This is a genomic window from Ferrimonas sediminicola, assembly GCF_005116715.1.
In the GTDB taxonomy this organism is placed as follows: Bacteria; Pseudomonadota; Gammaproteobacteria; order Enterobacterales; family Shewanellaceae; genus Ferrimonas; species Ferrimonas sediminicola.
The window spans coordinates 79,019-91,414 of sequence record NZ_SWCI01000012.1 but is presented as its reverse complement, the minus strand read 5'-3'; the positions used below and the strand labels follow the sequence as shown (position 1 = coordinate 91,414).

Here is a 12,396-nt window from a genome sequence, read left to right as displayed (position 1 = left end):
GAGAAGTGGTGGGTCGTGAAGGATTCGAACCTTCGACCAATTGGTTAAAAGCCAACTGCTCTACCAGCTGAGCTAACGACCCACTGAGATTTCACCTTGGAAGGAGAAGTGGTGGGTCGTGAAGGATTCGAACCTTCGACCAATTGGTTAAAAGCCAACTGCTCTACCAGCTGAGCTAACGACCCACTTAAGGTTTTCGCCTTGGAAGGAGAAGTGGTGGGTCGTGAAGGATTCGAACCTTCGACCAATTGGTTAAAAGCCAACTGCTCTACCAGCTGAGCTAACGACCCACTGAGATTTCACCTTGGAAGGAGAAGTGGTGGGTCGTGAAGGATTCGAACCTTCGACCAATTGGTTAAAAGCCAACTGCTCTACCAGCTGAGCTAACGACCCACTTAAGGTTTTCGCCTTGGAAGGAGAAGTGGTGGGTCGTGAAGGATTCGAACCTTCGACCAATTGGTTAAAAGCCAACTGCTCTACCAGCTGAGCTAACGACCCACTAAGATTTCACCTTGGAAGGAGAAGTGGTGGGTCGTGAAGGATTCGAACCTTCGACCAATTGGTTAAAAGCCAACTGCTCTACCAGCTGAGCTAACGACCCACTTATGTCTTCCGAGGACTCCCTCATCCGACGGGCGGCTATAATACCAATTTCGCCTTGGTGTGCAACTGGAAATCTGTCTTTTTTGGCCTTTTGCGCACAAAAGCAACTAAGCGGACAAAAAAGCGATTCCGGCACTCGGGAAATCGGCTAACCTAGCCTTTTGACAACTCTTTTTTCGCTAACTGGGCGGCATTGGAGTTGGCGTATTCTGTCACTACCCGGTTGAAGTACCCCTTGGCCGCTACCTTGTCACCGGCCGCGGCGGCAATCATCCCCAGCTTCAGCAGGGAGTCGGCACGCTTGGCGGAATCCGGGTAGTCGGTAACCACGGTATTGAACGCCGTCTTGGCCTGGACCATTTCCCCCTTGTTATACAGCAGCTGTCCCAACCAGTAATGGGAGTTGGCAGTATAGGAGGAGTGAGGGTAGTTTTCGATGAACTTGCGGAACGCGGGGATCGCTTCATCGTATTTGCGCTGCTTCAGGACCAGATCCACTGCCTGCTGATAGGCGTCGGCCTCAGACAGGGAAAGGTTGGCTACCGTAGCGGGCATCTGGTCGCCGGGCTGGGCGCCGGGAACCTGGGGCTGGGCGGGAGCGCCTGCCTTGACCTGCTCCTCGATGCGACTGAGCTCCTGGTACATCTGCCGCTGGCGCTCCACCATCTGCTGTACCTGGTACTGCTGGCTCTCGACCATACCGCGCAGTTCGGAGACCTCGGCCTGAAGCTGATCAAACATCTGCTGCATGTGCAGCTGAGCCTGGTTGCGAGCCTTCATCAGCCGCTCCAGGCGGGTGACGCGGGAGTTGATGTCATCCCCGGAAAGGGAGTGGGGGGCATTTTCAGCTGCTTCTACAACGGGAGCGGGCGCAGCCTGAAGCTGCGCCCCCATGAATAGAAGAGCTGTTGCAATAACAGCTTTCTTCATAGATTAACCGTTTCGCTTAGTAAACCAGTACGGCACGACGGTTTTTGGCGTGCGCCGCGTCGGTAGCGGAGCCGTCCAGAGGCTTCTCTTCACCGTAGGAGACCACGGAGATCTGAGAGGAGAGAACGCCCAGACCCTGCAGGTAACGGGATACCGCCTTGGCACGACGCTCGCCCAGGGCGATGTTGTACTCGGGAGTACCGCGCTCATCGGCGTGGCCTTCGATCAAAACCTTAACACCAGGGTTCTCGATCAGATAGTTGGCGTGGGCTTCCAGCAGTTCGCCGTACTTGCCCTGGATGTCGCTGCGGTCAAATTCGAAGTACAGGATGTGCTCTTTACGCAGTTCCTGGTACTTGAGACGCTGCTGCTCTGCAGGAGTCAGGACCGGCTCGACGGCACCGGTCTGAACGCCGCTCTCAACCTGTTCGTTGGTGGTGGTGCCGGTCTGGGACTGGCTGTCGCTGTCGGAGGTACTGGAACAGGCTGTCAGCGCCAGAGCGGGTACAGCAATCAGCATACCTTTGAGGAGGCTATTGAGCTTCATCTATCTTTTCCTTTTAAATTCGTTACTTTTCCAATCAAAGATAAGGCGACCAAGAAGGCGCTTTTACACTACCCACCTGAGTCGGAATTCTGGCCTTAAACCGGCCGTCCACCGAAACGGCTGCCAACACCTGGCGGCCATTGTGGCTGGTCCCGTAAATGATCATTGTGCCATTCGGGGCGACACTCGGTGATTCATCCAGGTAGGTTTCCGTCAACACATCCATAAAGCCGGTGTCCAGCTCCATGCGCGCAATGTGGAACCTATTGTTGGTCCTGTTAACCATCACCAAGTAACGACCATCCGGAGTCACGGAACCACCGAGGTTCCATTCCCCCTGGAAAGTCAGACGCTGGATCCTTCCGGTGTCCAAATATACTCGATAAATCTGCGGTCTACCACCCCGCTCCGAGGTGAATACCAGGGATTTGCCATCGGGATGCCAGCTCGGCTCGGTGTCGATGGCGTAATGGTTGGTGATGCGGCGCAGACGCTTGGTGGCGATATCGATCACGTAGATCTCCGGATTGCCATCCTTGGAGAGACTCATGGCCATCTGGCTACCGTCCGGAGACCAGCTGGGTGAACCGTTAATCCCCTCGAAACTGGTCAGGCGGTCGCGCTTCTGGGTGTAGAGATCCTGAATGTAGATCTCTGAGCGCCCATTCTCAAACGACACATAGGACAACTTGCGACCGTCCGGAGACCAGGAGGGAGACATCAGCGGCTCCTTGGAGCGCAGCAGCACCTTCTCATTGTATCCATCATAGTCGGCCACCCGCAGTTGGAACTTAAATGGGTCGTTGTCATCCACTGTGACGTAGGCGATACGGGTCAGGAACGCCCCCTTGATGCCGGTCAGCGCCTCGTAGACCAGATCGGAGATGCGGTGGCCATACTGGCGGAACTGGCTGCCCCGGATCACTGTGTCGCGGCCGTCCAGGACGTGATCCTGGGTCTGCACCAGCTCGCCGTTGTGCAGGCCCCGGCTCTCGCCGCCGGTCATCTGGGCGCGCACCAGGTCCACCAGTTCGAAGCTGACCTGGTACTGGTCCGGGCCAAACTCGCTGACCTTGCCCACCACCACGGCTTCAGCCCCGGTGGCGATCCAGGCCTTGAGATCCAGGTCGGCGGCCTTGGCCACCTGACCGGGCATCATGCCGCGAGCGATAGGATTAAAGGTGCCTGAGCGGCGCAGGTCCGAAGAGACCACATCGGCGATCTGCGCCGGCATCTCCCCCTGCCCCTCCCACACGAAGGGCACAACGGCGATGGGCCGGGCGGCATCGACCCCCTCGGTAATGACGATCTCCAGGGTGGCGTTCGCCGGCGTGCTTACCATGGCCATCAGGGCCAGCCATGCCATTGTCAGTGTTTTTATCAGTTTCATCAGCCTGTCGCTATTGCTCTGGTTGTACAGTTAGGTTGATATCTTTCAATTTGGCGTACACGTCCGGCTCCTGGGAAACCGGCAGTTTTCCGGCCGCGTTGATGGCCGCCTGGGTGACCCGGCACAGGCTGGTGTCGCCCCCCAGAACCTTGCTGGAGATGACAAAGCCATCGGGAGCCAGGCGGATGTTAACCCGGCACTCCTTGCCGCGCATGCTGGTATCGGTACGCAAGTTACGTTGAATCGTTTGACGGATCAACACGGTATAACGGTCCACCTCGGAGAGAACCTTCTTGCTTCTGGCGGCCTCCAGCTGGGCCTGCTCCGCCGCCAGCTGCTCCGCCAGCTCCGCCTCACGGGCTTTGCGTGCTGCCTCCTCGGCGGCCTTGCGCTTACGCTCCTCCTCCTTGCGTTTGCGCTCCGCTTCCGCCTTACGCTTACGCTCATCCTCTTTGCGCTTGCGCTCGGCGGCTTCCGCCTTGGCCTTCTCCTCGGCAGCCTTGCGCTCTCGCTCCGCCTTGGCCTTGGCCTGCTCCTCTCGCTTGCGCTGATCCGCCAGCTTGCGGGCCTGCTCCTGCTCCTTCTTCTGCTTGAGCTTGGCCTGCTTGGCGGCCTCCTCCGCCTTCTTGATCTCGGCCTCCTTGCGCTTGCGCTCCAGCTCCAGCTTCTTCAGCTTCTCCTGGGCGGCCCTGGCCTTACGCTCCTCCTCGGCGCGGCGCTGACGCTCCGCCTCGGCTTTGGCGGCGTTGGCCTGCTTGATCCGCTCCACCTGCTGCTGCACCTTGGCCTGATCCACCACCACCGCCTGCACCACAGGGGCACTGGGTTGCGGCGCCACCGCCTTGGGCTTGCTGGAGAAATCCACCCCCAGGGCCAGCAGGGCAACCAGGCCCGCGTGCGCCAGCAGAGAGACCACAAAGGGGAGTGTCATTTTCTGCTGCATCGGTTACTGCTCCGGTGTTTCTGTCATCAGCCCCACAGAGGGCACCCCGGCCCGCTGCAGACTGACCATCAACTGAATCACTTCATCGTAGGAGACCTCGCGATCTCCCTTGACCACCACGGGACGCTGTGGGTCCAGCTGCAGCTCGGCCGCCACCAGCGCCGCCAGCTCGTCAAGCATCAGCGGCCGGTCATCCTGGACACTGCCGTTGTCGAGGAAGTACTGCCCCTCACGGGTAACCGAGGCAACCAGGGGGGGACGCGAGTCCTTCTTCAGGGGCTCCGCCTCCCCCTGGGGCAGATCGACCTTGACCCCCTGGGAGATGATGGGGGCGGTGGCCATGAAGATAATCAGCAGCACCAGCATCACGTCGATGTAGGGCACCACGTTGATCTCCGCCACCTTACGGCGTCGTTTACGCTGGTACCCCTGCATCAGCGCGCTTCCTTATCGTGGAACGCCTGGCGATGCAGGATACTGGAGAACTCCTCGATGAAGTTGATGTAGGTGTTCTCCAGCTTCTCCACCTTGGTGGAGTAACGATTGAAGAACAGCACCGCCGGGATGGCGGCAAACAGGCCCATGGCGGTGGCGATCAGCGCCTCGGCAATGCCGGGGGCCACCATGTTGAGTGTGGCGTTCTGCACCTGCCCCAGGGCGATAAAGGCGTTCATGATTCCCCACACGGTACCGAACAGGCCAATGTAGGGGCTGGTGGAACCGATGGAGGCCAGCAGGGAGAGATTGGACTCCAGCTTGTCCACCTCCCGGGAGAGGGCCACGCGCATCGCCCTCTGGGCACCGTCCATGATGGCGCCGCCACTGGTAGCGGTCTGGGACAGACGCATGTACTCCTTGAAGCCGGCGCTGAACAGCAGTTCCATGCCGGTGTTGCGGTCACCTCGGGCACTGAGCTCCTGATAGAGGCGGGTCAGATCCACGCCGGACCAGAACCTGTCCTCGAACTTGCGCGCGTGCTGCGTCGCCTGCTTGACGACGTTGTGACGCTGCAGGATCACCGCCCAGCCGGTCACCGACAGCAGCAGTAACAACAACATCACCAGCTTCACCAACAGGCTGGCTTCGAGGAAAAGGTTGATAAAGGACATCTCAGCTGACACGCGCTAACTCCTGCTTAATGTGTGACGGGATCGGCCTGGGTTTGAAGGCCTCACTGTCGATGCAAACCACGGTAACCTGGGCCCGGCAGTAGCACCGGCCCTCGGCGTCGTCCAAGGACTGGCTGAACACCATGGAGGCGCCGGCCAGCTTGGTCACTTGGGTCACGACGGTGAGGGCCTGGTTGAATCGGGCGGGACGGACATAGTCGATGTTCATATTGCGCACCACGAACAGCACGCCGGCCTGTGCCAGCTCATCCTGCTCGAAGCCCCGTTCCCGCAACATCTCAGACCGGGCATGTTCAAAGAAGTTCAGGTAATTGGCGTGGTAGACCACCCCGCCTGCGTCGGTGTCGGAATAGTAAACCCGGACGGGCCAGTGAAACGCCATCTCCCTGCCTGTGCCTTGCATCTGGTGATTGGAATGACTGGCTACTATACCCCATGGCCCCTGGGGATGGGAGTCTGGGGGAGTGAAGATTGGTTATCAAAGTGCGTCAAAGCGCAAAAAAGGGGAGCCTGGCTCCCCTTTTGGTTGGATATCGAACAGCGTTACTGGATCTTCTCCGGCAGCGTCAGACCGAAGTTGTGCCACAGGAAGGCGTAGATGTCCCGGAACTCGGCGATGCGCATCGCCGTGGGTTTACCGGCTCCATGACCCGCCTTGGTCTCGATGCGGGCGATCACCGGCGCCGTGCCGGTCTGCTGGTGCTGCACCTCGGCGGCGAACTTGAAGCTGTGGGAGGGCACCACCCGGTCGTCGTGATCGGCGGTCATCACCATGGTGGCGGGATAGTCGCGCCTGGCCACGTTGTGCAGCGGCGAATAGGCCAGCAGGTAGGGGAACTCCTCGGCGTTATCGGCACTGCCGTACTCGGAGGTCCAGGCCCAGCCGATGGTGAACTTTTGGAAGCGCAGCATGTCCAGCACCCCAACCGCAGGCAGGACGGCGGCGAACAGATCCGGACGCTGGGTCAGGGCGGCGCCCATCAGCAGTCCGCCGTTGCTGCGGCCATAGGCCCCCATCTTGCCGGCGTTGGTGTAGTTTTCGGCAATCAGGTACTCGGCGGCGGCATAGTAGTCGTCGAACACGTTCTGCTTGCGCGCCTTCATCCCACCCTGGTGCCACTCTTCCCCATATTCGGCCCCACCGCGCAGGTTGGGCACGGCGTAGATGCCGCCCATGTCCATCCAGGCGATGTTGGCCGGGGAGAAACGCGGGGTCAGGGAGATGTTGAAGCCGCCATAGGCATACAGCAGTGTCGGGTTGTTGCCATCCCTCTTCAGCCCCTTCTTATAGGAGATGATCATCGGCACCCGGGTGCCATCCTTGCTGGTGTAGAACACCTGCTCGGACAGGTAGTCATCGGGGTTGAATGCCACTTTGGGCACCTGGTGGGCGGCCACCTTGCTGCCATCAAAGTCGTATCGGTAGACACCGGTGGGGTGGATGTAGGAGTTGAACAGAAAGTAGAACTGTTTATCCTTGCGGCCGCCACTGATGCCGGTGACCCGGCCGGCGCCGGGCAGATCCAGAGTGGCCTGCTCCCGGCCATCCAGGCCGTACACCTTCACCTCCGCCAGCACGTCCTTGAGGTAGCTCACCACAAACCGGTTGTTGACGATGGAAGCACTGTAGATGGTGTTATCGCTTTCGGGCACCAGCTCTTGCCAGTTGGCCTTGGCCGGGTTGTCCAGATCCACGGCAATGATGCGGCCCTTGGGCGCCAGGTAGTCGGTCTTGAAGTAGAAGGTGTCGCCGTCGTTCCCCAGGAACAGGTACTCCGCTTCCAGCTCGGGCATCAGCTCCACGGTGTTGCCGGTGGCCAGCTCCTGGTAGAAGAAACGGTTGCGCGGGTCGGTGCCCTGGGAGACGGTGATCGCCAGGTAGCGGCCCTGATCGGACAGCTCGGCGGAGAAGCCCCAGTCCTTCTGGTCGGGGCGGTGATACACCAGGGTATCCTGGGACTGATCGGTGCCCAGCTTGTGGTAGTACACCTTCTGGAAGTAGTTGGCCTGCTCCATCTTGTCGGCGCCGGCCTCGGGGGCGTCATAGCGGGAGTACCAGACCCCCTGCCCCTCTTTATCCCAGGCGGCGGAGGAGAACTTGATCCACTCCAGCTTGTCGGCCAGGGGTTGACCAGTTGCGATGTCGACAAACTGCCACTGCTGCCAATCGGAGCCGGACTGAGAGGTGCCGTAGGCCAGCATCTTGCCATCCTCGCTGATGCTGACGCCGGAGAGGGCAACGGTGCCGTCGCTGGAAAAACCGTTGGGATCCAGCAGCACCGCCGGGTTGTTGCCCTCCTTGTCTGCGCGGTAGAGCACGGACTGGCTCTGCAGACCGTCGTTGCGGTAGAAGAACTGGTTGTCGCCCTTGAGTGAAGGGGCGGACAGCTTTTCGTAGTTCCACAGTTCGGTGATGCGAGCCTCCACCGCCTGACGGTTGGGGATGGACGCTAGGTAGGCGTCCCCATAGGCCTTCTGGCGAATCACCCAGTCGGCGGTCTCGCTGCTGTCCAGGTCCTCCAGCCAGCGGTAGGGATCGGCCACCTGGGTGCCGTGAATCGGTTCAACCAGGTCCATCCGACGGCTGTCCGGGGCCTGTGCCTGCTCCTTGTTAACAAAGGACTGGCAGCCGCCAACAAGTGACAAAGCAACCAGTGAAAATGCCAAATGACGCATTGTTATTCCTTTTTCCTGTTTTTGTATCCGGACACACTATATCCGGCCAGGGGGATGCAGGCCAAGGGACGGGCCATCTAAGATTAATTTTGTTTACAGTTTTGCAATGACGTGACCGGGCGCACAATTTTGGTGCAGTCATCGGCTAAACCCACCCTCACACAAGATTTTTGCCAAAAAGGCGGCCCAAAAAGCGGCAAGAGAAGGGGAATAGTTAAATTAGATATTCTTATCCGAAAAAGCAATTTTTCTTGGTTGTGGGAAGCTCAAAGGATCCCTAGAATGGCAACCATTGAGGAGATAGAGACTCTCCGAGTCAAGATTTCCGGCCGTTGTGGCATTGAGCAAGCCGCATCGGTTTAAAGGTTCTTTTGCTTAACTTCCTTCTTTTTTGTTGATTGCTATTCTGCCCGCTGAATCTCAGCGGGCTTTTTTTTGCCTGCGGCAACGAAAAAACCCCGGGGGAGTGCCCCCGGGGTGTCCAGTTGAGGGACTGAACTTAGAACCAGTAGGCCACACCGATCAGGTAGTGGTCCTTATCGTACTCCTGGTAGCTGGCCTCCAGCAGCAGGCTGAGACTCTCCAGCAGCGGGTAGTCGTAGCGCAGTGCCACATCGTAGAAGCTGTCCTCCGGGGTGTTTTCATCGCCATAGCCGTAGTTCTCGGCATCGAAAAACATCCCGGCATGCAGCTCCAGGGTGGAGTCGTGGAACAGGCCGAGGCCGTAGTTGAGCTCGGTATACCAGGCCTCCACGTCCTCATCGTAGTTGACGGTCATCCCCAGGTCCCGGTAGTCCACCGACAAGGTGTACTCCACCGTGTCACCGCCGTCACCATAGGTGTATTTCATCGCCATCACACCGATGCCCAGGTCATCGGTGACCATCCGGTAGTAGCCGCCGTAGTAGTCGATCTCGTAGTCCTTCACCTCTTCGCCGGCATCGCCTTCGTAGCGGTAGGTCTCGAAGGAGACCCCGGCATAGAAGCCACTGTCATGCTCCACCATCAGATCCGACTGCAAAGAGGGGTTGTCCAGGCTGATGGTCTGACCGCGCCACAGGTAGTTGCTCAGGGCCATGGTGTACCCGGATACGGAGACGGGAGTCTCCGCCGCCAGGGAGGGGCAGGCGATCAGGGCCAGGGCAAGTGCTGTCATCTTTTTCATATTGTTGTACTCCAGGGTTTTAATGCTTGGGCAGACGGGACTGGGGCACGATCCACTGCCTTTCGGAAACAGGGTCGGTGACGCCCAACTGCACGTCGCTCTCTTTGAGGAAGATATCGTTGTCGGTGTTGTGGCAGTTTTCGCACATCCGCTTACTGGCTCGCGCCTCTGGCGTAGCCAACGGGTTCTTGGAGACGAAGTGGGCGGCAAAGGGCACCCAGTAGGACTTGGTGTCGGGGTTGTTGAGGTCAACCACCGCCTGGCTGTCCTTGCTGACGCCGCCGGAGTGACTCAGGGGGACCAGCTTGCTGTGGGGATCGCCGGCGACACTCAGGCCCAGCTTAATGTTTTCATCCTCGCCCACCTGGCCCAGGGCCCCCTTGGCCACCCGCTTGAACTGCTCCCAGGTCCCCAGCGACTCGGGCGAGTCCTCGTGGCAGCCGAAGCAGTTGGTATAGGGCTGGGTGTGGCAGGCGGTACACTTCAGGCTGTCGTTATGGTTGATCAGCGCCCTCTTGCCGCTGAGCAGTTCGGTGTGATCCTCCACTTTGTCCTGGTGACACTCTTCGCACTTCACCTGAACAACGTCTTGCTTCTGGGTTTGTTCAAATGGACCGGTCTTTGACACCTTGGGCCCATCACCAAAATAACGACCCTGAGGGATGTAATTAATATCTCGCCCATGGAACTCCACCATATTTGTATGGCAATCCAGGCAGGTCATTCCATATTTGGTGGCGTGGGCATCCACCTCTTTATGGGTTTCTGCATTTTCGTAGTGACAGGTTTCACAGGTTTTTTCTGTTTGGGGTTGTTTCTGGAACTGGTGCTTATTCAGCAGGCCGCCTCCGGCGTAATTGGGCTGGCTGACATGGCACTGACCACAGGTGGCGTGACAGGCGGCACACCCCTCTCCGGTGTCGGTGTGCATCTGCTCAAACAGCTCCTGGGCATTGGGGGTCTGGGCCAGGCGTTCGGTCAGCCCCTTGGCGATGCCGTTGACGGTATAGTGCAGAGAGTGACGGAAGTTGGTCACCATCTCCTCACCGTGGCAGTCGCCACAGACGCTGCCGCCGTCGGCGCTGGGATCCAGCTCGATGGCCGGATGCCAGCCGGTATTGCCGTCGGCCAGGGGGCGGTGGCAATCGCCGCACGCCAGCTCACCGTGACTGCCCATGGCCGCGGGGTTGACCTCCAGCTGGGCGGTACGCTCGGCGACCGACAGTTCCCCCAGTTCCACCTGCTTGTTCACCAGCATCCGCTCCAGCATCGCCGGTTTGGCGTGGCAGTTAATACAGCCGGACAGGGCCAGTGCCTGGCCCGGCAGGGCTGCCCCTGCCAGCAGGAAGCAGGTCGCTGCCAGTCTATAATTCATTACTTTCATCATCTTTTCCCTTGCTATTTCGGCCCGGAAGTTCACTCATCATTACTTTCGGCCAAATATTCAGCCTTGGAACAAGGCCAAATGAGAAAAGCGAGGGGCAGATCCCTCTGCCTGTCCTTAATTCCCCGCAAATAAACACTCCATCGACAAGCAATAACTCGCACCATTACTTATCTGGGGTTTATTTTTGCTTTGGGGACGAAACGACAACAGTGACAGTGGTCACAAGGGAGAAATGGAAAATCAACAAACTGTTATCTGACGCTGAATATGAGAAAAACGCAAAATGCGTTTTTCATCTTTCAGTATCGGTGGCGAGCTGAGCGGGCAGCGCCCGGTCAAAGAAGCGGGCCCGGCCGCGCCCGAATCAATAGAAGAAGAAGAAGCCGATCAGCAACAGGACGATCAGCAGGGTGCTGCTCAGCACCGGATAGAGCAGGTAGCCATCCCCGGCCCGGCGGGCGCGCATCAGCGACAGCTTGAGCAGCAGGAACTGCAACATGGCAATTCCGCCCCCGGCCAGCAATCCGGCGACGAAGCTGAGTTGATCCAGCTTCAGCAACAGCAGCCCAGCCACCAGCCAGTTCACCAGGATCAGGTAGAGGAACACTTTCTGGAGCCGATCCGGCCCGTTCCGGACAAAACCCGGCTCCCCCTGTTTGCTCTGCTCAGTCATTGTATCTCAGCCTGGGTTGATTGCTCTCGGCACGGTACCTGGCCTGCTGCAGCTTGGCTTCACTGATGCCGTGCTGCAGTTCCAGCTCGTCGGTTCCCTGCTCACTGAGGATAAACAGCTCGATACGCCGGTTGGCGGCCGACATCGGGTCCTCCGGCACCAGCGGCATCTGGTCGGCGTACCCGGCCACCTGCAGAACCCTTTCCGCTGCGACACCGCCCACCGTCAGGGCGCGCCTGGCCTCCAGGGCCCGCAATGCAGAAAGCTCCCAGTTGGTGGTGCGACTCCCGGCAAAGGGTGCCGCATCGGTGTGGCCGCTGATGATGAACCGGTTTGTCACCGGCGCCAGCAACTCCGCCAGGGCCAGCATCAGGTCTTCGAAGTAGGGTTCCATCTGGGTGCGGCCCCGCTTGAACATGAAACGGTCGGAGGCGTCGCGGATCAGGATCCGCAGGCCATCCGGGGTCATCTCCATGTCCACATGGCGGGAGAGGTCCCCCTGCTTGAGCAACTTTTGCACCTGCAGGACCAGGGCCTCCAGCGGCACCTGTGCGTTGGTCTCACCGGGGATCATGGCGTTGAGCTCCTCCCCCTGGCCCGCCTTGGCGTCCTCCTGGCCTTCGGGGAGATTGTTGAACATCGCCACCCCCGCCTGCTCTGGACCGGTTCCGGTGGCGGGTATCCCCGCCTGATCGATGCTGGGCCGTCCCTCAAAGTCGATGATGGAACTGTTGAGGCTGGTGGCCAGCGGGTTCACCCCCTGCTCGATGGGCGGCCCATTGAGCTGCTGAACGATGGCCCGGCGCTCGTTGACGTCCGCCACCTGCATCAGCCACATCACCATGAAGAAACACATCATCGCCAGGGTGAAGTCGGCGAACGCCACTTTCCAGGCGCCGCCGTGGCTTCCTCCGTGCTTGCGTTTCTTTCCCCTTTTAATAATCACCGGCGC

The 12,396-nt window shown here is 59.3% G+C and carries 12 protein-coding genes and 6 tRNA genes; all 18 read right to left on the bottom strand.

The features are described 5' to 3' along the window. Positions 1-6 precede the first annotated feature (6 nt). Positions 7-82: transfer RNA gene (locus FCL40_RS15250), tRNA-Lys, on the bottom strand. A 27-nt stretch (positions 83-109) separates the two neighbouring features. Next, positions 110-185 (bottom strand) — tRNA-Lys (locus FCL40_RS15245). 29 nt (positions 186-214) lie between these two features. Next, positions 215-290: transfer RNA gene (locus FCL40_RS15240), tRNA-Lys, on the bottom strand. 27 nt (positions 291-317) lie between these two features. After that, positions 318-393: transfer RNA gene (locus FCL40_RS15235), tRNA-Lys, on the bottom strand. A 29-nt stretch (positions 394-422) separates the two neighbouring features. Next, a tRNA-Lys gene (locus FCL40_RS15230) sits at positions 423-498 on the bottom strand. Positions 499-525: 27 nt separating this feature from the next. Then, a tRNA-Lys gene (locus FCL40_RS15225) sits at positions 526-601 on the bottom strand. A 155-nt stretch (positions 602-756) separates the two neighbouring features. Further along, positions 757-1,533, bottom strand: a complete 777-nt coding sequence (gene ybgF / locus FCL40_RS15220) for a tol-pal system protein YbgF (RefSeq protein ID WP_136854157.1) — start codon at positions 1,531-1,533, stop codon at positions 757-759. A gap of 16 nt (positions 1,534-1,549) precedes the next feature. Then, positions 1,550-2,080: a peptidoglycan-associated lipoprotein Pal gene (gene pal, locus FCL40_RS15215; protein ID WP_136854156.1), complete on the bottom strand. Its 531-nt coding sequence runs from the start codon at positions 2,078-2,080 to the stop codon at positions 1,550-1,552. A 34-nt stretch (positions 2,081-2,114) separates the two neighbouring features. Then, on the bottom strand, positions 2,115-3,470 hold the full coding sequence (gene tolB, locus FCL40_RS15210; protein WP_136854155.1) for a Tol-Pal system beta propeller repeat protein TolB: 1,356 nt from the start codon (positions 3,468-3,470) through the stop codon (positions 2,115-2,117). 10 nt (positions 3,471-3,480) lie between these two features. After that, positions 3,481-4,413: a cell envelope integrity protein TolA gene (tolA, locus tag FCL40_RS15205; protein ID WP_136854154.1), complete on the bottom strand. Its 933-nt coding sequence runs from the start codon at positions 4,411-4,413 to the stop codon at positions 3,481-3,483. A gap of 3 nt (positions 4,414-4,416) precedes the next feature. Further along, entirely contained in the window at positions 4,417-4,851 is a 435-nt protein-coding gene (gene tolR / locus FCL40_RS15200) for a protein TolR (RefSeq protein ID WP_136854153.1), read from the bottom strand. Next, entirely contained in the window at positions 4,848-5,534 is a 687-nt protein-coding gene (gene tolQ / locus FCL40_RS15195; protein WP_136854152.1) for a protein TolQ, read from the bottom strand. Before tolQ ends, tolR begins: the two co-directional genes overlap by 4 nt. After that, on the bottom strand, positions 5,524-5,925 hold the full coding sequence (ybgC, locus tag FCL40_RS15190) for a tol-pal system-associated acyl-CoA thioesterase (protein ID WP_136854151.1): 402 nt from the start codon (positions 5,923-5,925) through the stop codon (positions 5,524-5,526). Before ybgC ends, tolQ begins: the two co-directional genes overlap by 11 nt. A gap of 161 nt (positions 5,926-6,086) precedes the next feature. Next, a complete protein-coding gene (locus FCL40_RS15185; RefSeq protein WP_136854150.1) occupies positions 6,087-8,219 on the bottom strand; it encodes a prolyl oligopeptidase family serine peptidase in 2,133 nt (710 codons plus the stop codon). 499 nt (positions 8,220-8,718) lie between these two features. Next, entirely contained in the window at positions 8,719-9,384 is a 666-nt protein-coding gene (locus FCL40_RS15180) for a TorF family putative porin (RefSeq protein ID WP_136854149.1), read from the bottom strand. A 19-nt stretch (positions 9,385-9,403) separates the two neighbouring features. Beyond that, the gene (locus FCL40_RS15175; protein WP_136854148.1) at positions 9,404-10,768 is read right to left on the bottom strand and encodes a hypothetical protein; all 1,365 of its coding nucleotides are present in this window, start codon (positions 10,766-10,768) and stop codon (positions 9,404-9,406) included. A gap of 367 nt (positions 10,769-11,135) precedes the next feature. Beyond that, positions 11,136-11,444: a hypothetical protein gene (locus FCL40_RS15170; RefSeq protein ID WP_136854147.1), complete on the bottom strand. Its 309-nt coding sequence runs from the start codon at positions 11,442-11,444 to the stop codon at positions 11,136-11,138. Continuing rightward, positions 11,437-12,390, bottom strand: coding sequence for a flagellar motor protein MotB (locus FCL40_RS15165; RefSeq protein WP_229360349.1), 954 nt, complete (start codon positions 12,388-12,390; stop codon positions 11,437-11,439). The genes FCL40_RS15170 and FCL40_RS15165 overlap by 8 nt, the downstream gene beginning before the upstream one ends. Positions 12,391-12,396: the final 6 nt, after the last annotated feature.

What these genes read in the sequence shown, in the direction of transcription:
- FCL40_RS15180 (WP_136854149.1), bottom strand. Translation starts at nt 9,384, where the DNA reads ATGAAAAAGATGACAGCACTTGCCCTGGCCCTGATCGCCTGCCCCTCC.
- FCL40_RS15170 (WP_136854147.1), bottom strand. Translation starts at nt 11,444, where the DNA reads ATGACTGAGCAGAGCAAACAGGGGGAGCCGGGTTTTGTCCGGAACGGG.
- tolA (WP_136854154.1), bottom strand. Translation starts at nt 4,413, where the DNA reads ATGCAGCAGAAAATGACACTCCCCTTTGTGGTCTCTCTGCTGGCGCAC.
- FCL40_RS15185 (WP_136854150.1), bottom strand. Translation starts at nt 8,219, where the DNA reads ATGCGTCATTTGGCATTTTCACTGGTTGCTTTGTCACTTGTTGGCGGC.
- pal (WP_136854156.1), bottom strand. Translation starts at nt 2,080, where the DNA reads ATGAAGCTCAATAGCCTCCTCAAAGGTATGCTGATTGCTGTACCCGCT.
- ybgC (WP_136854151.1), bottom strand. Translation starts at nt 5,925, where the DNA reads ATGGCGTTTCACTGGCCCGTCCGGGTTTACTATTCCGACACCGACGCA.
- tolB (WP_136854155.1), bottom strand. Translation starts at nt 3,470, where the DNA reads ATGAAACTGATAAAAACACTGACAATGGCATGGCTGGCCCTGATGGCC.
- FCL40_RS15175 (WP_136854148.1), bottom strand. Translation starts at nt 10,768, where the DNA reads ATGAAAGTAATGAATTATAGACTGGCAGCGACCTGCTTCCTGCTGGCA.
- ybgF (WP_136854157.1), bottom strand. Translation starts at nt 1,533, where the DNA reads ATGAAGAAAGCTGTTATTGCAACAGCTCTTCTATTCATGGGGGCGCAG.